The sequence below is a fragment of the Pollutimonas rozaliensis genome, from assembly GCF_048751585.1.
GTDB lineage: Bacteria > Pseudomonadota > Gammaproteobacteria > Burkholderiales > Burkholderiaceae_B.
Genome location: NZ_JAZHOB010000002.1, coordinates 562,431 through 583,776, shown reverse-complemented (window position 1 = coordinate 583,776; position 21,346 = coordinate 562,431). Strand labels below are relative to the sequence as shown.

Sequence of the window (21,346 nt, the reverse complement as noted above, 5' to 3'; positions counted from 1 at the left end):
ACGATAGAGATTGGCACTGGACCCGGAAGCGTCCTTCAGAGACCAATAAGCCGTTCTAGATTACACTCATCGTTATCCCTTACACTACCTCTTTAAGGGACCACCTTTTCCACAAGCCATGAACGCCCCTGTAGCCAGTCACCTGCTAGCCGCCCAGGCTCCCCTTGCCAGCACTCCGCGCCTGCGAGAAATCCCCTACAACTACACCTCTTACTCCGACCGCGAAATCGTCCTTCGCCTGCTCGGCGAAGAAGCGTGGCAAATGCTCTCCGAACTTCGCGGCGAACGGCGCACCGGGCGCTCCGCCCGCATGCTGTTCGAAGTGCTGGGCGACATCTGGGTGGTGCGCCGCAACCCCTACCTGCATGACGACCTGCTGGACAACCCCAAGCGGCAGCACCTGCTGATACAGGCCCTGAACCACAGGCTCAACGAAATCGACCAGCGGCGCGACAGCAACGCCGCCGAGCGCGACACCAAGGTTGCCCGCCTGCTGGGCGCCGCGCGCACAGCCGTTGCGGCCTTCGAACACGAATTCGTCCAGACCCGCGACCTGCGCAAGAAAGTCGTCCGGCGCCTGGCCCGCATCACCAACAAAGACAACATCAAGTTCGACGGCCTGTCGCGCGTATCCCATGTGACCGACGCCACCGACTGGCGCGTCGAGTACCCCTTCGTCGTGCTGACCCCCGACAACGAAAACGAAATGGCCGCGCTGGTGCGCGCCTGTATCGAGCTGGATCTGACCATCATCCCACGCGGAGGCGGCACTGGCTATACCGGCGGCGCCATCCCGCTGACCTGGAAGTCGGTCGTCATCAACACCGAAAAGCTCGATACGCTTGGCGCTGTTGAAATCACCCAGTTGCCCGGCGTGGACGAACCCGTGCGCACCGTGCTTACAGGCGCCGGCGTCGTCACGCGCCGCGTGGCCGAAGCCGCCGAAGCCGCGGGCCATGTATTCGCCGTCGACCCCACCTCGGCCGATGCGTCCTGTGTGGGCGGCAACGTCGCCATGAACGCCGGCGGCAAGAAAGCCGTCCTGTGGGGAACCGCCCTGGACAACCTGGCCTGGTGGCGCATGGTCGACCCCGAAGGCAACTGGCTGGAAGTCACGCGCCTGGATCACAACATGGGCAAGATCCACGACGTGGCCGAAGCGCGCTTCGAACTGAAATGGTTCGACGGCAAGGCCCTGCCCGGCGCCTCCCTGCTGCGCAGCGAAATCCTGGCAATCGAGGGCTCGCGTTTTCGCAAGGCGGGCTTGGGCAAGGACGTCACCGATAAATTCCTGGCCGGCCTACCCGGAATACAGAAGGAAGGCTGCGACGGCCTTATTACAGCGGCGCGCTGGGTCTTGCACCGCATGCCCGCGCACACCCGCACCGTCTGTATGGAATTCTTCGGCCAGGCGCGCGACGCTGTGCCGTCCATCGTCGAAGTCAAGGACTATCTGGATGGCCCGGGGCGCGAACGCGGAGCCATCCTTGCCGGACTGGAACACCTGGACGAACGCTATCTGCGCGCGGTGGGCTATTCCACCAAGAGCAAGCGCGGCGGCCTGCCTAAAATGGTGCTTATCGGCGACATCGTCGGCGACGATGCCGACGCCGTCGCATTGGCCGCGAGCGAGGTCGTGCGCATCGCCAACACCCGGCACGGTGAAGGCTTCGTGGCCGTCAGCGCCGAAGCCCGCAAGAAGTTCTGGCTGGACCGCTCCCGCACCGCGGCCATCGCCCGCCATACCAATGCGTTCAAGATCAACGAAGACGTCGTGATCCCGCTGAACCGCATGGGCGAATACACCGACGCCATCGAACGGATCAACATCGAACTGTCCACGCGTAACAAGCTGTGCCTGCTCGATCAGCTGGAACTCTTTTTGCAAGGGGACCTGCCCATCGGCAAAATCGAAGACCACGACGATGCGGAACACACGCGCGAAGAGGTGCTGGCCGAACGCACCCGCGACGCCATGCAGTCCCTGCGCGCCGTGCGCCAGCGCTGGACCTGGCTGTTGGAAAACCTTGATCACCCGCTGGCTCAATCCATCGACACCTTACGTGGACTCGGACTGGACGAACAGGCGCCGGCCCTGGCGCAGCGCCTGGCGCTGCAAGCCGATGCCACCGTGTTCGACCTGGTGCAGGATCACACCCTGCGCGTTTCCTGGAAGACCGAAGTCCGCGCCCTGATGGAGCGCTATTTCGCCGGCGCCGACTGCGCCGCCGTCCTGGCCGAAATACAGGCCATTCATGATCGCGTCCTGAAAGGCCGGGTATTTGTCGCGCTGCACATGCATGCCGGCGACGGCAATGTGCACACCAATATTCCGGTCAACTCCGACGATTACGAAATGCTGCGCGAGGCCAATGAGGCCGTGGCCCGCATCATGCAAATCGCGCGCAATCTGGACGGCGTCATCTCCGGCGAGCACGGCATAGGCCTGACCAAGTACGAATACCTGACGCCGGAGGAACTCGCCCCCTTCCAGGACTACAAGCAGCGCATAGACCCGAACGGCCGCTTCAATGCCGGCAAGCTGATGCCGGGCGCCGACCTGCGCCATGCGTGGACGCCCAGCTTCAATCTGCTGGGGCATGAATCGCTCATCATGCAGCGCAGCGAAATCGGCTCCATCTCGAATGCCATCAAGGACTGCCTGCGCTGCGGAAAATGCAAGCCGGTCTGCGCCACCCACGTGCCGCGCGCCAATCTGCTGTACTCGCCGCGCAACAAGATCCTGGCCACCTCGCTGCTGATCGAAGCCTTCCTGTACGAAGAGCAGACCCGGCGCGGCGTCAGCCTGAAGCATTGGGAAGAGTTTGAGGACGTGGCCGACCATTGCACCGTTTGCCACAAATGCTACAACCCCTGTCCGGTCGACATCGACTTCGGCGACGTTTCCATGGAAATGCGTGCGCTGCTGCGCCGCATGGGCAAGAAATCATTCAATCCCGGCACCACCGCCGCGATGTTCTTCCTGAATGCCAAGGATCCGCGTGTCATCAAGGCCACGCGCAAGGCCATGATAGACGTCGGCTACAAGGCGCAGCGCATGGCGCACGACGTCCTGTCCGTCGCCTCGCGCAAACAGACGGCCAAGCCGCCCGCGACGCTGGGCAAAGCGCCCATACGCGAACAGGTCATACACTTCGTCAACAAGAAGATGCCCGGCGGCCTGCCCAAGCAGACGGCCCGCAAGCTGCTGGATATCGAAGATCCCGATTACGTGCCCATCATTCGCAATCCGGCCGCCACATCGCCGGACACCGAAGCCGTTTTCTATTTTCCGGGCTGCGGTTCCGAGCGCCTGTTCTCCCAAGTGGGCCTGGCTACCCAGGCCATGCTGTGGCACGCGGGCGTACAGACGGTATTGCCGCCCGGATACCTGTGCTGCGGCTATCCGCAGCGCGGCAACGGCATGACCGACAAGGCCGAGAAGATCATCACCGACAACCGGGTGCTCTTTCACCGCATGGCGACCACGCTGAACTACCTGGACATCAAGACAGTGGTGGTCAGTTGCGGCACCTGCTACGACCAACTGGCGGGCTACGAGTTCGAGAAGATATTCCCCGGCTGCCGCCTGATCGACATCCACGAATACCTGCTTGAAAAGGGCATCGACATTCATGGCGTGCAAGGTGTGCGCTATATGTATCACGACCCCTGCCATACGCCCATGAAGCTGCAGGACCCGATGAAAACCGTAAAAGCGCTGGTGGGCGACGGCGCCATCAAGACCGAGCGCTGCTGCGGCGAGTCGGGCACCCTGGCCGTATCGCGCCCCGATATTTCCACGCAGGTCCGCTTCCGCAAGGAAGAAGAGCTGGCCAAGAATTCCGCCGCCATCCGCGCGGACGGCTACGATGGCGAGGTCAAGGTATTGACCTCATGCCCCTCCTGCCTGCAAGGCCTGTCGCGCTATCAAGGCGACACGGGCATGCAGGCCGACTATATCGTGGTGGAAATGGCGCGGCACATCCTGGGCGCCGACTGGATGCAGGACTATGTGCGCGACGCCAATGCGGGCGGCATAGAACGGGTGCTGGTGTAGGCACCCGGCGGGCGCTTCAGGGCGCGCCCTCGTCGAAGCTGCATACGGTGTAGATATCCAGGCCCGTGTCTTTCACGGCCTGGGAACCGCCCAGATAGGGCAGGTCGATGATCGCCGCGGCCTCGATTACGTTGGCGCCCAGGCGCTGCAACAGCTTGGAGGCCGCCACCATGGTTCCGCCCGTGGCGATCAGGTCGTCGATAAGCAGCACGCGCTGGCCGGGACGGACCGAATCGGTATGCATCTCGACCGAGGCGTTGCCATATTCCAGCGAATATTCCTCGGCCACCGTCTGGAAGGGCAACTTGCCCTTCTTGCGCACCGGCACGAAGCCCAGGTTCAATTCATAGGCCAGCACGGACCCCAGAATGAATCCGCGGGCGTCCACGCCGGCAACCAGGTCCAGCCGCTGCCGCATGTAGCGATAGACAAAGAGGTCGATCAGCACCCGGAATGAGCGCGGGTCTTGCAATACCGGAGTAATATCGCGGAACGTTATACCGGGCTTGGGCCAGTCCGGGACGCTGCGTATTGCGCTACGAACATAGACGGCTGGATCAATATGCATTTAAATCGCCAAAAGACAAAGGAATTTCACAAACAACTATACGCTGCCAGAGGTACGCGAAGTTTACAGGATTGCGGCCGTTACAACTGAATTCCCACCGCCGTCCGGCCTCGCCGCCTCCGGCCTTTGCGCAGCTATGTGCGGCGGGCGGCATTTGTACGTTTAAAATCGCCAAATGGATAAACCAACTCTTCCCGAGCGGGGTGCCATGCTGGCCTCCGCCCACCGCAGCTTCGCCATCGAAATTGCCGCGCTGCAAGCCTTGGATGCCCGCCTGGACGATACCTTCGAACAAGCGGTGGCCATGGTGCTGGGCTGCCCGGGGCGCATCGTCGTTACCGGCATAGGCAAGTCCGGGCACATCGCCAAGAAGATCGCCGCGACGCTGGCCTCCACCGGCACGCCCGCATTCTTCATGCATGGCGCCGAGGCCATACACGGCGATCTGGGCATGCTGACGCGTCAGGACATCGTGCTGGCTATTTCCTACTCCGGCGCGGCACATGAACTTTTGACGATACTGTCGGTCGTAAAACGCATGGGCGCGCGATTGATTTCCGTTACCGGCAATCCCCAGTCAGAACTGGCCCGCAATGCCGACCTTCACCTGGATGCACACGTTAACCAGGAAGCCTGTCCGCTAAACCTCGCCCCCACCGCCAGCACCACCGCCGCGCTGGTGCTGGGCGATGCCCTGGCCGTCGCTTGCCTGGAGGCCCGCGGGTTCAGCCGCGAGGATTTCGCCCGTTCGCATCCGGGCGGCGCCCTGGGCCGAAGGCTGCTGACCTTCGTGCGCGATGTCATGCGCCAGGGCGATGCGCTTCCTATTGTCGGTATCGGCACACCCATACCCGACGCCTTGGTGGAGATGTCCAAAAAAGGCATGGGCATGACCATCGTGATCGACGACCAGCGATTGCCTGTGGGCATTTTCACAGACGGCGACTTGCGGCGGCTGATCGCCAGGCACGGCGATATCCGCCCGCTGACCGTCGCCGACGGCATGAGCCGCAACCCCAAGACCGTCGCGCCCGGCGCGCTGGCGATCGAGGCAGCCACCCTGATGGACGCCGGAAGGCTGAATCAAATGCTGGTCGTGGACGATACCGGGCTATTATTAGGCGCTTTGCATATGCACGACTTGCTTGCCGCCAAGGTAATCTGACCATGAACCTACCCCATGTATCCCACCCCGCCGAAGCGCTCATCCTGGCCAGGATATCTCCCTCTGTGCTCGAGCGCGCCCGGCAGGTGCGTTTGATGGCCTTCGACGTGGACGGCGTATTGACCGACGGACGCCTTTGGTACGGAGAGCACGGTGAAATGGTCAAGGGGTTCAATGCGCTGGATGGGCACGGTTTGCGCCTGATGAAGGAAAGCGGTGTCGTCGTTGCCCTGGTCACCGGCCGCGAAGGGCCCATCGTGGCGCGCCGCGCCGCCGAGCTGGGCATCGCTCTGGTGCATCAAGGGGTGCGCGACAAGGCCCAGGCGATTGCCGCGCTGGCCCAGGAGCACGGGTACGCGCTGTCCGAAGTGGGCTATATGGGCGACGACATCATCGACCTGGCCGCCCTGCAGCGCGTGGGCTTCGCGGCCAGCGTACCCAATGCGCCGGCCTATGTATCGCAAGTAGCGCATTGGGTATCGTCCCTGCCCGGCGGGTCGGGCGCCGTGCGCGAATGCTGCGACCTCATCCTGGCGGCTCAAGGCAGGCTGGGCGCTTTTTTCAATCCCGCCGCCATGCGCATGAGCGGCGCCATCCAGTAAGCCCATGAAAGAACGCGCGCCCACCCTGATTGCCATCCTGCTGCTGCTGACCCTGGTCGTCGGAACCTGGTGGGCGGCCGATTATGCTCAGCGCGCCATCCCCATCGATCCCCCCCGCCGCATTACCCACGAACCCGATTCGTGGTCGTCCGACTTCGTCATGGTGCGCACGGACACCGAAGGCGTGGCCATCAATCGCCTGGAAGGCGACTACATGCAGCATTACCCCGACGACGATTCCTACGAAATCACCAAGGCCAAGGCCATTGGCCAGCAGCCCGGCTCTCCGATTACCGTAGGAACGTCCAATACGGCCATCATGGACCAGGGCGGCGAGCGCATCGTCATGAAGGGCAATGCCCATGTGCACAGGCTGCCGGACCAGGACAACTCCGCGCTTGATGTAAAAAGCCAGCAACTTACCATTCTGCCCGATCAGGACGTGGTCTTTACCGACTTGCCCGCGCTCGTGGTCCAAGGCAAATCCACCATGAACGGCAAGGGTATGCGTTACGATAACAATACGCGGCAGTTGCAGGTTTTTTCCGCTACAGGCGTCAAGATATCCGGCGAAGAGTCCCGACCCAGCCGCTCCACCAATTCCGGCACGACAGAAAAAAAACCATGAATCCACTACGCCTCCCCCGCTTCCCCGCTTGGCTGTCCGCCCTTGCGCTCATTTTCATGGCCGGCCTGGTTCAGGCCCAGCCCGCCGGCAAGCCGGCCGAAGAACCCGACACGCTGATCCTGTCCGACACGCTCAACTACGACGACGTCAAGAAAGAAAGCATTTTCACGGGGAATGTCATCATGACCCGGGGACTGATGACGTTGCGTTCCGACAAGCTGATCATGCGCGAAGATGCCCAGGGCTTCCAGTACGGAACCGCCACGGTGGGTGAGGGCAAGCTGGTGCATATCCGGCAAGAAAACCCCGAGAAATTCGAGGTCATCGAAGCCCAGGGGCTGCGCAGCGAATACGACGGCAAGAAGGAAGAGCTGGAAATGATAGGCCAGGCCGTCATTACCCGCTATGTCTGCGGCAAGCCCTTTGACAATGTCAAGGGCGAACGGGTCATCTACAAACAGAAGACCGACACCTACGAGGCGTATGGCGGCCCCAATTCGGCGGCCAACGGCGGACGAGTGCGTTCGCTGGCCCAGCCCCGCGCCAAGGCCGACGCGGCGGCGGCTGAATGCCGAAAGAAATCGGCAAGCCGCCAGTAATGCCGTCCCGGCGCCCATAACACAGCGCCTTTGTTTATTTGAAAGCACCGATTTATGTTTCCATCCCAGAAGTCGAAACCGGGCGGGGCGCGCTCTCCCAGCTCCACCCACGGCAGCCTGCATGCCACCGGCTTGCGCAAGACCTATGGCAAGCGCACGGTAGTGCAGGACGTCTCACTCTCGGTCGACAGCGGCGAAGTCGTTGGCTTGCTGGGTCCCAATGGGGCGGGCAAGACGACCAGTTTCTACATGATCGTGGGCATAGTCCCCACCGACGCGGGGCGCATCGAAATCGACGACACGCCCATCACCAGCATGCCCATGCACAAAAGGGCGCGGCTGGGCCTGTCCTACCTGCCCCAGGATGCCTCGGTATTCCGGCGCCTGACCGTCGAGGAAAACATACGCGCGGTGCTGGAGCTGCAGCTGGATGAAAGCGGCGCCCCCTTGTCGTCATCGCAAATCGGCGAAAACCTGGAATCGCTGATCGATGAATTGCAGATCGGCCATATCCGGCGCAACACAGCCATATCCTTGTCGGGCGGCGAGCGCCGGCGCGTGGAAATCGCGCGCGCGCTGGCCACGCATCCGCGCTTCATTCTGCTGGACGAACCCTTTGCCGGTGTGGACCCCATTGCGGTCATCGAGATCCAGCGCATCGTGCATTTCCTGAAAAGCCGCAACATAGGCGTGCTCATCACCGATCACAACGTGCGCGAAACCCTGGGCATCTGCGACCGCGCCTACATCATCAGCGAAGGCAAGGTGCTGACCAACGGACATCCCAGCGAGATCATCGACAACGAAGCCGTGCGCAAGGTCTATCTGGGCAAGAATTTCCGAATGTAGCCGCACCATACGGTTTCGCCCCTTGTTTCGCCATATGAAAACGCCCTGGCCCACCAGGGCGTTTCCGCATTCTGTTTCCGTTTTTTTCTATTCGGGAATCCTCCTGGGAGCGGCCTTGAATTTCCCTATTATTTGACTTGGCGCACTTGATTTACTTTGCATAATCTATACACTGAAATCATTGCCAACACATTACAAGGAGAAAGTTCCACCCCCCAACCGCGCTTCGGCGCAACCCTGTTTTCTTTGCAAGGAGAGCTCAATATGAACCTGAGCATCAGTGGTCGTCACCTGGAAGTAACTCCCGCCATCAGGGAATATGTAATGAACAAAATGGCGCGGGTAGCGCGACATTTTGACAATGTCATAGACACACAGGTCATACTCTCAATAGAGCGTCTGAAACACACCGCCGAGGTCACCATGCGGCTACGCGGCAAAGACATACACTGCGCAGCCATCGACGAGAATCTCTACGCAGCCATCGATCTGCTGGCCGACAAAATCGACCGCCAGGTCATCAAGTACAAAACCAAGGTACAAAACCACGCCCACGAGCCTGTTAAGCGGCAAGAAATAAGCGCCGTCGAATAACACTCACTCCCAGTTTTGCTTCCGCTGCGGCAGGCATCAGCCGCCTGCACTGAACGCGTGCCGAACAAGCTGGCATCCGGCCTCAATCGCCCTGTGTGATTGGGGCCTTAGTTATGCTACTTTTATAAGAACGCAGCAAAGCCCATATAATGGCCATTATGAATTTATTGTCGCGTATCTTGCCGCTTTCAAATGTTGTGCTCGATCTAGCTGTTACAAGCAAAAAACGGGCATTCGAACAAGCCGGCCTGCTCTTCGAGAACCATCACGGCATCGCCCGCACGGCTGTATTTCAAAGCCTGATCGCCCGCGAACGGCTAGGCTCCACCGCGCTGGGCCATCATGTGGCGGTGCCCCATGGCCGCATCAAGGACCTGAAAGAGCCCTGCGCCGCCTTCATTCGACTGTCCGACCCGGTGCGCTTCGACACCACCGACGGCCGCATGGCCAACCTGCTGCTGATCCTGCTGGTGCCCGAAACGGCCACCCAGCTGCACCTGGATCTCCTGGCTGAAATCGCCCGCCTCATGTCCGACGCAAGCCTGCGCCAGGCACTGGCCACCGAAACCGATCCGGCCGCCATTCACCAGCTTCTGACCAGCACGCCGGCCTGAGGCCCTCGCCATGCTCACCATCCAAGAACTCGTCAGTGACAACGCGGACAAGATTCCCTTTACCTGGATCGCCGGCCTGGGCGCCGCCCACAGGCTTATACCCGACCTGGGCATGTCGGGCGCCGACCTGGTCGGCCACCTGAACCTGATCCACCCCTCCCGCATACAGGTATTCGGCGCGGAAGAGCTCTCCTATTACACGCGCTTCGATATCAAGCGGCGCCTGCACCATCTGGAAGACCTGGTGGCGGGCGGTGTTCCAGCCATCCTGCTGGCCGACGGCATGCCCGCCCCCGAGGACCTCAGCAACTTCTGCGATCAACAGCAGATTCCGCTGCTGTCCACCGCCATCGACGCCGCCCAGCTTATCGATCTGCTGCGCATTTACCTGGGCAAAAGGCTGGCGCCCAAGACGACGGCGCACGGCGTGTTCATGGACGTTCTTGGCCTGGGCGTCCTGATCACCGGCGAGTCCGGCCTGGGTAAAAGCGAACTAGCGCTGGAACTGATTTCCCGTGGACACGGGCTGGTGGCCGACGATGCGGTCGAGCTTTCGCGCACGGCGCCCAACATGATTGAAGGCCAGTGCCCGTCCCTGCTGCAAAACCTCCTCGAGGTGCGCGGACTTGGATTGCTCGACATCCGCACCATTTTCGGAGAAACCTCGGTTCGCCGAAAGATGAAGCTGAAGCTTGTCGTGCAGCTCATCCGCTCGACGCCCGATGCCTTCGAGCGCCTGCCGGTCCAGGATCAGACCGAAGACATCCTTGGCATACCCATACGCCGTGTCATGCTGCAAGTGGCGGCCGGCCGCAACCTGGCCGTACTGGTCGAGGCCGCCGTGCGCAATACGATACTGACCTTGCGCGGCATAGACACCATGGGCGAGTTCATCGAACGGCAAGCCATCGCCATCATGGAAAGCAGCCGCCAGGAGTAAGCGGCAAACAACAAAGCACGCAACGACACGCGGCCATCCTTTAGTATCCAATCGAACGCTACCGCGCTCGATTGCCAAGCGGAACCCCTTCGTCATGCTCAAGATTGTTCTTATCACGGGAATTTCAGGATCGGGGAAATCAGTTGCCCTGCGCCTGCTCGAAGATGCGGGCTATACCTGCGTCGACAACCTTCCCGTCCGATTCCTGCACGAATTCATTGCCAGCACCCGCGAAAGCGAACTCGAGCGTGTTGCCGTCGCCATCGATGTCCGCTCCCCGGGCGAGCTGGCCGAGCTTCCCGATGTCATTACCAGCCTGCGCGCCATGGGTACGGCCTTCCGGGTCATTTTCCTGGACGCCAACGACCACACTCTGCAACAGCGCTATTCCGAATCGCGGCGGCGCCATCCCCTTACCGACCGCCTGCAGAAGGGCGGCAAGTCGCCGTCGCTGCAGGAATGCATAGACACCGAACGCGAAATGCTGGCGCCTCTGCGCGAGCAGGAACACGTCATCGACACCTCCGATCTGACGCCGGGCCAGTTGCGCGCCTGGGTGCGCGATCTGGTCCAGGCCGACCGGGCGCCTGTCGTCCTGACCTTTGAGTCCTTCGCCTACAAGCGCGGCGTGCCCGGCGACGCCGACCTGGTCTTCGATGTGCGCTGCCTGCCCAATCCGCATTACGACCGCAATCTGCGCCCCTTGACCGGACGCGACGAGCCCGTGGCCAAATGGCTGGCCCAGTTCGGCAGCGTCGAAACCATGATTGAAGACATCGCCGGTTTCATCCGCCGCTGGCTGCCTCTTTACATGCAGGACACCCGCAACTACCTGACCGTCGCCATAGGATGCACCGGCGGCAAGCATCGTTCGGTCTATGTGACCGAACAGCTGGCGCTGCGATTTGCCGATCACTCACCTTTGCTGATAAGGCACCGGAATCAGCCGCCGCCCGACATCCCATGATCGCATTACGCCATTTCCTTGCCGCCTTCCTATGCCTGGGCCTGATCGTTCTGGCAGGCTGCTCAAGCACGGGCGGCACCAGCCGCGGCGGCGGCTACTACAAAGACGATGGACCGGGGTTCGACATACCCGCCAACATCGAAGCCATACCGGATGCCGTGCCGCGCCTGGAAAAGCATTCCGCCGCCAATTTCAGGCCTTATGTCGTATTCGGCAAAAGGTATACGCCGGTCAGCGACGAACAACCGTTCCGGCAAGAAGGCACCGCGTCCTGGTACGGGCGGAAATTCCATGGGAAGAAAACCGCCAACGGCGAGACCTACGATATGTATGCCATGTCCGCCGCCCACCCGACCCTGCCCATACCCAGCTACGCCCGGGTCACGCGGGCCGGCACCGGCAAGTCGGTCATTGTGCGCATCAATGACCGCGGCCCCTTCCATAGCTCGCGCATCATCGATCTTTCCTACGTGGCGGCCGCCAAGCTGGGACTGATAGGGCCGGGCAGCGGACAAGTGGTGGTCGAAGCCATCACCAATCAGGACATACGCAACAATACCGTCGCTCCGCCCAAGACCACGCCCATCCCGCCCGCCGCTCCGCCACCCCTGCCGCAAGAGCAGCCGCTGCTGATTACCCGTGCGGGGCCGGCGACCCCCGATGCGCTCGAGGCGCTCCAGCATGACGGCGGCGGCATGGGCGGCACTGAACCGGCGCCGCTCGCGGCCACGGAACAGGCTCCGGATCCGCTCGGGCAGACCGTTGTCGCCGTGGCCGGACAGATCTACCTGCAATTCGGCGCCTTCTCCGCCAAGGATACCGCCCAGGACCTGGCGCAAAAGCTCAATGTTCAGATTGGCGGGGTGGAAAGCCGGTCCGCGCAAGTCCAGACGGCCGGCAACCTTCATCGGGTGCAAATAGGCCCCTACCCCTCGCGCACGGCGGCCGTCAATGCCGCCTTGCGCATACAGCAGCAGACAGGGCTGCAGCCCGCCCTAGCCCAGCGCTGATTTCTGGCGCGCCAGCGCAAGCGCATACAAGGCATCGCGCGGCTGGCCGGTCACTTTCGCCGCAATACGGGCGGCATCCCGCAACGAGACACTTTCCAGTAAGGCATCCAGCAGAACCAAGGCGGCGGAGTCGACATCGTCGTCCGGATCGTCGGCTTCGGACTCGTGCACTATCAATACAAATTCGCCCTGTCCGTGATGCGCATCCATGTCCAGCCATGCGGCGGCATCGCCCGCCGGCAAGGTGTGCACCTGCTCGAAGCGCTTGGTCAATTCCCTGGCCAGCGTAAGCCTGCGCTCCGGTCCGCAGACGAGCACCAGGTCCCTGATGGCCGCGGCCAGTCGATGCGGCGACTCGAACATGACAACGGGAGCCGGCAGGGCGCACCAGCGCCGCAGCCATTTCTGGCGGGCCGCGGCTTTGGCCGGCATGAAGCCGGCAAAGACGAAGGCCGGATTTTCATCGCTGGTGACGCCGCTGGCCATCAGAGCGGTAATCACCGCGCTGGCTCCGGGTATGGCCACGACGCCGTAGCCGGCCTCGCGCACCGCGCGCACGATCCGGGCCCCCGGGTCGCTGACCGCCGGCGCGCCGGCGTCGGACACCAGCGCCACCCGCTCGCCACGGGCCAGCCGCTCCACGATGGACTGCGCCGCGGAAGCCTCGTTGTGGCGATGGGCGGCCATAAGGGGCGTGGCGATGCCCCAGGCGTCCAGCAAGCTGCGGCTGGCGCGCGTGTCCTCAGCGGCGATCACGTCGCAGCGCGCCAGGGTTTCGCAGGCACGCAAGCTTAAATCGCCCAGATTGCCGATAGGCGTCGCCACCACATACAAGCTCGATGCGGGCCAGTTCTGAGCGCCCATGCGCTCGGTGAGACGTTTCCATGCCCCCTGGGAGGCTGAAAAATCGGTCATATCACTCATACTAGTCGCTAAGGCCTTCAAAAAATGGGGAAACATGACGAACGACGCACTCGCCTACGCATTGGCCCGCCTCGCCCAACAGAAAGCGGTGCGTGCCCGGCGCCGCAAGGCGAAAACCCCAAAGCCGCTTACGCCGCCCCTGCCGGAGCTTGCCGCATCCTCGTCCGCGCAAAAAACGGGCCGCGCCTCTGAAGAGCGCGCCAGCCGATACCTGGAGGATCGCGGCCTGACCATCCTGGGGCGGAACCTGCGCAGCAAGGCCGGGGAAATCGACCTGGTGGCGTTCGACAACGGCATACTGGCGTTCATCGAGGTGCGCCACCGGAATTCCCGCCGATACGGCGGTGCCGCCGCCAGTGTAAACCGGGCCAAGCAGGCGCGCCTGATCCGGACCGCCCAATATTTTCTGCCCCGCCTGGCCCAGCGCTACTTCCGGGGCTCGATTCCCGCCTGCCGCTTCGATGTCGTCAGCGATGAACCCGAAGGCCTCATCTGGATAAAGGACGCCTTCCAGTCCTAGCTGGCGGGACCCCTGTTCCAAGTTACGTCCCATGACATGATTTTCATTCGAACATGAGATAATGCCGGGTATGGACATGACATCCCACATGACATCGCATTTCAACGATGCGATCGACGCTTTCAAGGCCAGTTCCCGCGAACTGGCCGAGCCTTTGTCGGCGGCGGTAGACCTGCTGTTCGGCGCCCTGGCCAATGACGGCAAGATCCTGGCCTGCGGCAATGGCGGTTCAGCAGCCGACGCACAGCATTTCATTGCCGAACTTGTGGGGCGATTCGAGCGCGACCGCCTTCCACTGGCCGGCGTCGCGCTCAATACCGACACATCCATCCTGACCGCTGTCGGCAACGACTACGGCTTCGACTCCATCTTCGAACGCCAGGTCAATGCGCTGGGCCGCCCCGGCGATATCCTGGTCGCCATATCCACCAGCGGGAACTCTCCCAACATCATACGGTCCATAGAAGCGGCACATGACCGCGAGATGTCCGTCATAGCGCTTACCGGCAAGGGCGGCGGAACCATCACCGACCTTTTGCACGAAACCGATATCCACCTGTGCGTTCCGCATGAACGAACCATGCGGATCCAGGAAGTCCACATCATGCTGCTGCACGCCTTGTGCGACGGCATCGACGCACTGCTACTGGGAGACACTCTGTAATGCCTACACGCAAAAACGCTCAACGACTCTTGCTGGCCAGCATCGCCTTTTCCAGCCTGGCCGCGCTTGCCGGTTGCGGCCTGCTGGTTGTCGGCGGCACCGCCGCGACGACCGCGGTGGTGGCTACCGACAGGCGCACCGCCGGCGAGCAAGTCGAAGACCAGGCCATCGAGATGAAAGTCGGCTCCGAAATGCGCAGGCTCTTCGAGGACAAGGCCCGCGTCAACGCCACCTCGTATGGCGGATGGGTATTGCTTACCGGCGACGTTCCCACGGCGCAAGACAAGCAGAAAGCCGAAGAGGCCGCCCGCGGTGTGGCCAAGGTCGTCAAGGTGGTCAACGAGCTGCGTGTGGGCGACATCACCCCCGTCAGCGTGCGCACCAACGACACCTGGCTCAGCTCCAAGGTCAAGACCACGCTGATCAACACCAAGGAAGTGCCCAGCCGCACCATCGTCATAACCACCGAGCGCGGCGTCGTCTACCTGATGGGCCGGGTCACCAACGAAGAAGGCGAGCGCGCCGCCAAGGCGACGGCCCAACTGAACGGTATAAATAAGGTAGTAAAATTGTTCCAGATCGTCACGCCGGAAAGCATAGCCCAGCCGTCCAAGCCCGCTCCGGTCGAAGACGCCTCGCCTTCCAGCGCAACCACATCGCCTGACGCGCCCTCCAGCGGCGTTCAGGCTCTGCCAGTGAAATGAAAAAAACACTTATCGGCATCGTTGTCGTGCTGGCCCTGGCCGGGGCCGGCATCTGGCAATTCTCGGGCTCGGCCAAAACAGCGCCCGACGTTACCTTTACCTCGCTGACCGGCCAGAAGATCACCATGCAGGATCTGCGCGGCAAGGTGGTGCTGGTCAAGTTCTGGGCAACTAGCTGCGTCACCTGCATTGCCCAAATGCCGGACACCATCAAGAATTACAACGAGCTGTCGCCCAAGGGCTTCGAAACCATCGCCGTGGCCATGCAGTACGATCCGGCCAACTACGTCAAGAACTACGCCGACACGCGCAAGCTTCCGTTCACGGTGGCCATCGACGCGCAGGGCGAGATCGCCAAGGCCTTCGGCGATGTACAGCTTACGCCCACCGCCTTCCTCATCGACAAGGAAGGCCACATCGTCAAGCGCTATCTTGGCAACTACGACAAAGCCTCCTTCCTAAGCACAGTCAACAAGGCACTGGCCAGCTGAACCATGACCACTACCCAAGACGCCTCCACCCATTCCTCGACCGTCAAAGCCGATGTCCTTTCCGAAGCCCTGCCCTACATACGGCGCTTCCATGGCAAGACGGTCGTCATCAAGTATGGCGGCAACGCCATGACCGAAGAAGAACTGCAGCGCAGCTTCGCCCATGACGTGGTCTTGCTGAAGCTGGTCGGCCTTAATCCCATCGTCGTGCATGGCGGCGGGCCGCAGATCAATGCCGCCCTCAAGCGCATAGGCAAGGAAGGCGCCTTCGTCCAGGGCATGCGTGTGACCGATGCCGAAACCATGGAAGTGGTGGAATGGGTGCTGGGCGGTCAAGTCCAGCAGGACATCGTCATGATGATCAACGAGGCCGGCGGCAAGGCGGTAGGCCTGACCGGCAAGGATGGCTGCCTGATCCAGGCCAAGAAAAAAATGATGGCCGACAAGGAAAAACCCGGGCAATGGCTGGACATCGGCTATGTGGGCGACATTACCCGCATCGAACCCGCGGTGGTCAAGGCCCTGCAGGACGATCAGTTCATTCCTGTGATCTCTTCCATCGGCTACGGCGAAGACGGCACCGCCTACAACATCAATGCCGACGTCGTCGCCGGCAAGATGGCCGAGGTGCTGGGCGCCGAGAAGCTGGTCATGATGACCAACACGCCGGGCGTGCTGGATAAGAACGGCGAGCTTTTGCGCAGCCTGTCGGCGCAGACCATCGACGAACTCTTCGAAGACGGGACGATCTCGGGCGGCATGCTGCCCAAGATATCGTCGGCGCTCGACGCCGCGCGCAACGGCGTCACCTCGGTGCATGTGGTCGACGGACGCGTACCCCATTGCCTGCTGCTGGAAATCCTTACCGACCGCGGCGTCGGCACCATGATCAGCTCGCATTAGGCGCGGGGGCCATGCGACCCTTGCGCCGCGCCCTTGCTCAGCACCGGGCGCGCCACCCCTTCGGCATGCCCGATGAAACCGAGCAAGTGTGGCTGTTCGACCTGGACAACACGCTGCACGACTGTTCCAAAGGCATATTCAAGGCCATAGACGGGGCCATGGCCAACGCCGTGGCCGCCACGCTGGCCCTGGATGCCGAGGCCGCCAACGCATTGCGCACCCAATACTGGAAGCGCTATGGCGCCACCGTCATCGGGATGGTGCGTCATCATGGCGTCGATGCGACCGCCTTTCTCAAGCTCAGCCATGATTTCCAGGTGGCGCCGCTGGTCCATTCCGAAACCGGCCTGGCGCACAAGCTGAAGATGCTCAAGGGACGCAAGATCCTGCTTACCAACGCGCCGCTGGACTACGCCCGTCAGGTCCTCAAGACGCTGGGCATACTGCACCACTTCGAATGCGTCTGGGCCATCGACCACATGAACCTGCAGGGCACCTTGCGGCCCAAGCCCTCGGTCGCCCTGATGCGGCAAATCCTGGCCCGCCTGGGCGTGCCGGCCGGGCGCGTCGTGCTGGTCGAAGACACCTTGCGCAACCTGAAGGGAGCTCGGCAAGTCGGCATGCGCACTGTTCATGTATTCCACCGGGGCACGCCGTTTTCATCCATGCACAGCGGTCGCAGCCTTTACGTGGACGTGAAGATCAAATCGATAGGCCGGCTTCTGGCCGGTAGCCACGGCCTGCGCAGACCAGGCAAGCCGGATCGCGTTTGAAACGTATGGTTTGCCATTGCATGGATAGCGCATCCAGGCAAAGCATGCGCCCCACCATGGGTTCGCCCATGCCCGCCAGCAGCTTGATCGCTTCGGCCGCCTGCATGCTGCCCACCATGCCCACCAAAGGCCCCAGCACGCCCGTGGTGGCGCAGCGCAATTCCTCGACATCGTCCGCTTCGGGAAACAGGCAGTGGTAGCAGGGCGCATCTTCGCGGCGCAGGTCGAAGACGCTGACTTGCCCGGCGAACCGTATCGCGGCGCCCGACACCAAAGGCTTGCCATGCTTTACGCAAGCGCGATTGATGGCATGCCGGGTTGCAAAATTATCGCAGCAATCCAGTATCAGGTCGGCCTGACGCACTTGCTGATCCAGCGCCTCGCCGGTCAGCCGCGCAACTAGCGCATCGACATGGATATCGGGATTCAATTGCAGCAGCGCCAGCTTGCCTGATTCGGCTTTAGCCTGGCCAATGCGGTCGTTCGTATGCAGGATTTGCCGTTGCAAATTGCTGAGCTCGACCTCGTCGTCGTCGGCCAGCACAAGATGGCCGACGCCCGCCGAAGCCAGGTAATAAGCGGCGGGAGACCCCAGGCCTCCGGCTCCCACGATCAGCACCCTTGCGGCCAGCAGCCGCTCCTGCCCTTCTATGCCGAACTCGTCCAGCAGAATATGCCGGGCGTACCGAAGCAACTGCAGGTCGTTCATTGCGCCGCGGGCACTACCCCGCTGGGGGTGATCCGATACCGCTCCGTCCTGGGTTCAGCGGGATTCACTGGAGTTTTTTTTTCCCCCTGGGGCGATTTCGCGGCGTCGGATTTTCCCTTGCCCGCAGGCTTGTCCGCCTTGGCGTCCGCAGGCTTTTCAGCTTTGGCCACCACGACGCTGGGATCGTTTTTCTTGACGCTGCGACCCTCGAGGAAATTGACGGCCTGCTGAAGCTGATAGTCGTCGGCGCCGCCGAACTCGAACATCTTGGGCTCCACCTTGTCGTCCTCGGCCTGAGCCTCGCTGCTGTCCTCTTCGGCCACATTGCCGTTGATCAAATGCCTTTGCAGGTCGACTTCGCGCGGCAGGCGGAAAAGATTGCCCTGGGCGGTATCGTCAACCGTGATATCCGGGTCGACCCCCGTTACCTGAATGGATCGTCCCGCCGGCGTGAAGTAGCGCGCCGTCGTCAGCTTGATGCCGGTGTCTTCGCTGAGCGGCAGAACGCTTTGCACCGAACCCTTGCCGAAGGTGCGATTGCCGATGATCTTGGCGCGCTTATGGTCCTGCAGCGCGCCGGCCACGATCTCGGACGCCGATGCCGACCCCACATTGACCAGCACCACCATGGGCACCGTCTTGGCCCAATCGGCCACGCTGGGGCTGGCCGGCGCGGCGGCGCCGCCGTCCAGGTAATTGCGCATATAGTCGACCGGCTTGGCGAAGTATTCGCGGTTGGACGATGGAATGCGGCCCTTGGTCGAAACGACCAGCACATCGGGCTTCAGGAACGCGGACGATACGCCTATCGCGCTGTCGAGCAGCCCGCCCGGATCGTTGCGCAGATCGAGCACCAGCGCCTTGGGCGCCGACTTGGCGCTTAGCGTGGTCAATTGCTTGGCCAGGTCTTCGACCGTGCGCTCCTGGAACTGGGCGATGCGCACATAGGCGATGTTGTTGTCCAGCATTTTGCTGCGTACGCTGCGCACTTTGATCAGGTCGCGCACGATATGGACGACCAGCGGCTTTTCCTTGCCCTGCCGCTTGATGGTCAGCACGATGGGCGTTTTGGGTTCGCCGCGCATCAGCTTGATGGCGTCGTTCAGCGTCATGCCCTTGGTCGGCTTGCCGTCAATGTGCGTAATGAGGTCGCCCGCCAGAATGCCGGCGCGCGCCGCGGGTGTGTCTTCGATCGGGGAGATGACCTTGGGCATGCCGTCTTCGCTGCCGATCTCGATGCCCAGGCCGCCGAAGCCGCCCTGGGTAATGGCCTCCATTTCCTTGAATGCCTCGGCGTCCAGATAGGTGGAGTGCGGATCCAGGTCGCTGAACATGCCCTTGATGGCATCGCCGATGAGCTTATGATCGGTAACCGGCTCTACGTAGCTGCTTTTGATGGCGGCAAATACATTGGCGAACTGTTGCAGCTCTTTAAGAGGAAGGGGGTCGCCCCGCTGGGCGGCCGCCGTTATGCCCAGGCTGATCAATACCCCCCCGAGCGCGCCTGCGACCACCAAACCGAAACTGCCAAACCTGCGAGTGCTCATGCACGTTCCCGAAGTAATTTCAAAAAGAGGCGCCCAGGGGCGTCAGGCAAATAGTAACGAAATTACCGCCTTAACCAAAGCAGAGGATTCACGGGGGTACCCTGATGCCTGATCTCAAAGTATAGACCCGGTTCAACCTGTCCGCCCGTTGCGCCCACCGTCGCTATCGTATCGCCGGTGCCGACGATGTCGCCGACCCGCTTTTGCAGGCTCTGGTTATAAGCATACACGCTCAGGTACTTCGCGCCATGATCGATAATCATAATGTTGCCGAAGCCGCTCAGCCAATTGGCGTATACGACCCGGCCCGGGGCGATGGCATGTACCGCCGCCCCTTCGGGCGAGCGCAGGACAATGCCGCGCCACAAGCCGCCTTCGGGCCGCTCGGCGCCGAACTTGCCCTGCACCTGGCCTTGCACGGGGTAAGGCGCCCCTTTGTGCAGGCCCTTGAACCCCTCGGCAGGCGCGAGACGCGGCGCGTCGGTTTTTCCCTCTGCAGTGCCCCGGACCACAGCCGCTTCATCGGGCCGGGACGGAACCGGTGGACGCGCCGCGGCTTCTTCGGCGGCCCGGGCCCGGGCCCTTGCCTGTTCCACCTGGATACGCGCTTTTTCCGCCTCCAGTTCATCCCGCTGCCGCTGGGCCCTTTGTTGCGCCTCGCGAGCGGCTTGTTCCGCCTTGCGGGCCTGGGCGCGTTCGCGCTCCAGGGCAAGTCGGGCCTGCTCGGCCTTGCGCGCGGCCTCGGCGCGGCGCTTCTCTTCGGCGATCCTGGCCTCTTCGGCCTGCCGCGCAATGGCTTTTTCCAGGCCTGAAATCAATCCGCCCAGGCGCTTGTCGTTGCGCGCCAGGCGTTCGGCCTGACCACGCTGCTCCTTCAGCTCGGCTTCAATGCGATCCAGAACTTCCTGACGCTGCTCTTTCTGCTTCTCCAGCTCTTGTTTCTGCTCGGTGGTTTCCCGAGCCAGTTGCGCCAGTTCCTTCTTGCCGGCCTCTGTCTTGGCCTGGAGGGCGGCAAGCGCATCGATGGACCGCCGCACCGCCCTGACCGCCTTCGCCTGCTCTTCGGTGATGTAACCCAGATAGCTCAGGTCGCGGCCGACGACCTGTGGATTGTCGCCCGACAGCAAGGCCGTCCAGGGCGACAGCCCGCTGGCATATTGGGCCCTAAGCTGATCGCCAAGTTCGGACTGGCGCAGGCCCAGTTCGCGTTTTTGCTCGGCCGTTTGCGCATCGATGCGCTCCAGCTCTTGCTCCGCCTGCTTCTGGCGCGCCGCCAGTTCAGCCAGGCGGCGGCTGGTGGAGGAAATGGCCGACTCTGACGCTTTCAGGTCGTTGGCGGCGTCGCGCCGCGACGATTCGCGGCTGTCGATTTCTTTTTGCAGGCTTTCTATCCGCCCGCGCAATTGGGCCCGTTCTTCCCGGGCCTGGGCCTGCTTCTGCGCCAGCGTGGGCTCGGCCCCGCAGGCCAGGCCAGCCCAGAAGGCCAGCGCCAGAAAACCAAGCCCAAGACGCATG

At 62.3% G+C, this 21,346-nt stretch carries 22 protein-coding genes; 17 read left to right on the top strand and 5 right to left on the bottom strand.

The genetic code is table 11. The features are described 5' to 3' along the window. The first annotated feature begins 118 nt into the window (after positions 1-118). Entirely contained in the window at positions 119-4,060 is a 3,942-nt protein-coding gene (locus tag V0R37_RS05965) for a DUF3683 domain-containing protein (protein ID WP_420373622.1), read from the top strand. Positions 4,061-4,076: 16 nt separating this feature from the next. Here V0R37_RS05965 and V0R37_RS05960 read toward each other — a convergent pair whose 3' ends face one another. Further along, on the bottom strand, positions 4,077-4,628 hold the full coding sequence (locus tag V0R37_RS05960; protein WP_420373621.1) for an adenine phosphoribosyltransferase: 552 nt from the start codon (positions 4,626-4,628) through the stop codon (positions 4,077-4,079). Between the two features lie 175 nt (positions 4,629-4,803). Here V0R37_RS05960 and V0R37_RS05955 point away from each other — a divergent pair, with 175 nt between their 5' ends. The 10 genes from V0R37_RS05955 (at position 4,804) to V0R37_RS05910 (ending at position 12,596) form a co-directional block, all read left to right on the top strand. Further along, positions 4,804-5,793, top strand: coding sequence for a KpsF/GutQ family sugar-phosphate isomerase (locus tag V0R37_RS05955; RefSeq protein ID WP_420373620.1), 990 nt, complete (start codon positions 4,804-4,806; stop codon positions 5,791-5,793). Beyond that, positions 5,790-6,395 (top strand): KdsC family phosphatase, encoded by a 606-nt coding sequence (locus V0R37_RS05950; RefSeq protein ID WP_420373654.1) that lies wholly within the window; start codon positions 5,790-5,792, stop codon positions 6,393-6,395. Before V0R37_RS05955 ends, V0R37_RS05950 begins: the two co-directional genes overlap by 4 nt. 4 nt (positions 6,396-6,399) lie before the next feature. Continuing rightward, entirely contained in the window at positions 6,400-7,023 is a 624-nt protein-coding gene (lptC, locus tag V0R37_RS05945; protein WP_420373619.1) for an LPS export ABC transporter periplasmic protein LptC, read from the top strand. Further along, entirely contained in the window at positions 7,020-7,622 is a 603-nt protein-coding gene (lptA, locus tag V0R37_RS05940) for a lipopolysaccharide transport periplasmic protein LptA (RefSeq protein ID WP_420373618.1), read from the top strand. The genes lptC and lptA overlap by 4 nt, the downstream gene beginning before the upstream one ends. A gap of 54 nt (positions 7,623-7,676) precedes the next feature. After that, entirely contained in the window at positions 7,677-8,471 is a 795-nt protein-coding gene (gene lptB / locus V0R37_RS05935) for an LPS export ABC transporter ATP-binding protein (RefSeq protein WP_420373617.1), read from the top strand. 264 nt (positions 8,472-8,735) lie between these two features. Continuing rightward, positions 8,736-9,065 (top strand): ribosome hibernation-promoting factor, HPF/YfiA family, encoded by a 330-nt coding sequence (hpf, locus tag V0R37_RS05930; RefSeq protein ID WP_420373616.1) that lies wholly within the window; start codon positions 8,736-8,738, stop codon positions 9,063-9,065. A gap of 158 nt (positions 9,066-9,223) precedes the next feature. Then, positions 9,224-9,679 carry a PTS sugar transporter subunit IIA gene (locus V0R37_RS05925; protein WP_420373653.1) on the top strand — a complete coding sequence of 152 codons (456 nt, stop codon included), beginning with the start codon at positions 9,224-9,226 and terminating at the stop codon, positions 9,677-9,679. A gap of 10 nt (positions 9,680-9,689) precedes the next feature. Beyond that, a complete protein-coding gene (gene hprK / locus V0R37_RS05920; RefSeq protein WP_420373615.1) occupies positions 9,690-10,619 on the top strand; it encodes an HPr(Ser) kinase/phosphatase in 930 nt (309 codons plus the stop codon). A gap of 94 nt (positions 10,620-10,713) precedes the next feature. Next, on the top strand, positions 10,714-11,586 hold the full coding sequence (gene rapZ, locus V0R37_RS05915) for an RNase adapter RapZ (protein ID WP_420373614.1): 873 nt from the start codon (positions 10,714-10,716) through the stop codon (positions 11,584-11,586). Beyond that, positions 11,583-12,596 (top strand): septal ring lytic transglycosylase RlpA family protein, encoded by a 1,014-nt coding sequence (locus tag V0R37_RS05910; protein WP_420373613.1) that lies wholly within the window; start codon positions 11,583-11,585, stop codon positions 12,594-12,596. Before rapZ ends, V0R37_RS05910 begins: the two co-directional genes overlap by 4 nt. Here V0R37_RS05910 and rsmI read toward each other — a convergent pair. Further along, positions 12,582-13,511 carry a 16S rRNA (cytidine(1402)-2'-O)-methyltransferase gene (gene rsmI, locus V0R37_RS05905; protein WP_420373612.1) on the bottom strand — a complete coding sequence of 310 codons (930 nt, stop codon included), beginning with the start codon at positions 13,509-13,511 and terminating at the stop codon, positions 12,582-12,584. The genes V0R37_RS05910 and rsmI overlap by 15 nt on opposite strands. A 43-nt stretch (positions 13,512-13,554) precedes the next feature. Between rsmI and V0R37_RS05900 the strand changes: the two genes are divergently transcribed. The 6 genes from V0R37_RS05900 to V0R37_RS05875 all read left to right on the top strand — a co-directional run bounded on the left by V0R37_RS05900 (position 13,555) and on the right by V0R37_RS05875 (position 17,575). Then, on the top strand, positions 13,555-14,040 hold the full coding sequence (locus V0R37_RS05900; RefSeq protein WP_420373611.1) for a YraN family protein: 486 nt from the start codon (positions 13,555-13,557) through the stop codon (positions 14,038-14,040). 70 nt (positions 14,041-14,110) lie between these two features. Then, on the top strand, positions 14,111-14,704 hold the full coding sequence (locus V0R37_RS05895) for a phosphoheptose isomerase (RefSeq protein WP_420373610.1): 594 nt from the start codon (positions 14,111-14,113) through the stop codon (positions 14,702-14,704). Further along, positions 14,704-15,408: a BON domain-containing protein gene (locus V0R37_RS05890; protein ID WP_420373609.1), complete on the top strand. Its 705-nt coding sequence runs from the start codon at positions 14,704-14,706 to the stop codon at positions 15,406-15,408. The genes V0R37_RS05895 and V0R37_RS05890 overlap by 1 nt, the downstream gene beginning before the upstream one ends. After that, positions 15,405-15,899, top strand: coding sequence for a peroxiredoxin family protein (locus tag V0R37_RS05885; protein ID WP_420373608.1), 495 nt, complete (start codon positions 15,405-15,407; stop codon positions 15,897-15,899). The genes V0R37_RS05890 and V0R37_RS05885 overlap by 4 nt, the downstream gene beginning before the upstream one ends. A gap of 3 nt (positions 15,900-15,902) precedes the next feature. Continuing rightward, positions 15,903-16,802 (top strand): acetylglutamate kinase, encoded by a 900-nt coding sequence (argB, locus tag V0R37_RS05880; protein WP_420373607.1) that lies wholly within the window; start codon positions 15,903-15,905, stop codon positions 16,800-16,802. A 65-nt stretch (positions 16,803-16,867) separates the two neighbouring features. After that, entirely contained in the window at positions 16,868-17,575 is a 708-nt protein-coding gene (locus V0R37_RS05875; RefSeq protein ID WP_420373652.1) for a pyrimidine 5'-nucleotidase, read from the top strand. Here the strand turns inward: V0R37_RS05875 and V0R37_RS05870 are convergent. The 3 genes from V0R37_RS05870 to V0R37_RS05860 form a co-directional block, all read right to left on the bottom strand. Next, positions 17,505-18,284: a HesA/MoeB/ThiF family protein gene (locus tag V0R37_RS05870; protein ID WP_420373606.1), complete on the bottom strand. Its 780-nt coding sequence runs from the start codon at positions 18,282-18,284 to the stop codon at positions 17,505-17,507. The two genes, V0R37_RS05875 and V0R37_RS05870, sit on opposite strands and share 71 nt — an antisense overlap. Continuing rightward, positions 18,281-19,831, bottom strand: coding sequence for a S41 family peptidase (locus V0R37_RS05865; RefSeq protein ID WP_420373605.1), 1,551 nt, complete (start codon positions 19,829-19,831; stop codon positions 18,281-18,283). Before V0R37_RS05865 ends, V0R37_RS05870 begins: the two co-directional genes overlap by 4 nt. Positions 19,832-19,893: 62 nt before the next feature. Further along, positions 19,894-21,345, bottom strand: coding sequence for a murein hydrolase activator EnvC family protein (locus tag V0R37_RS05860; protein ID WP_420373604.1), 1,452 nt, complete (start codon positions 21,343-21,345; stop codon positions 19,894-19,896). Position 21,346 lies beyond the last annotated feature (1 nt).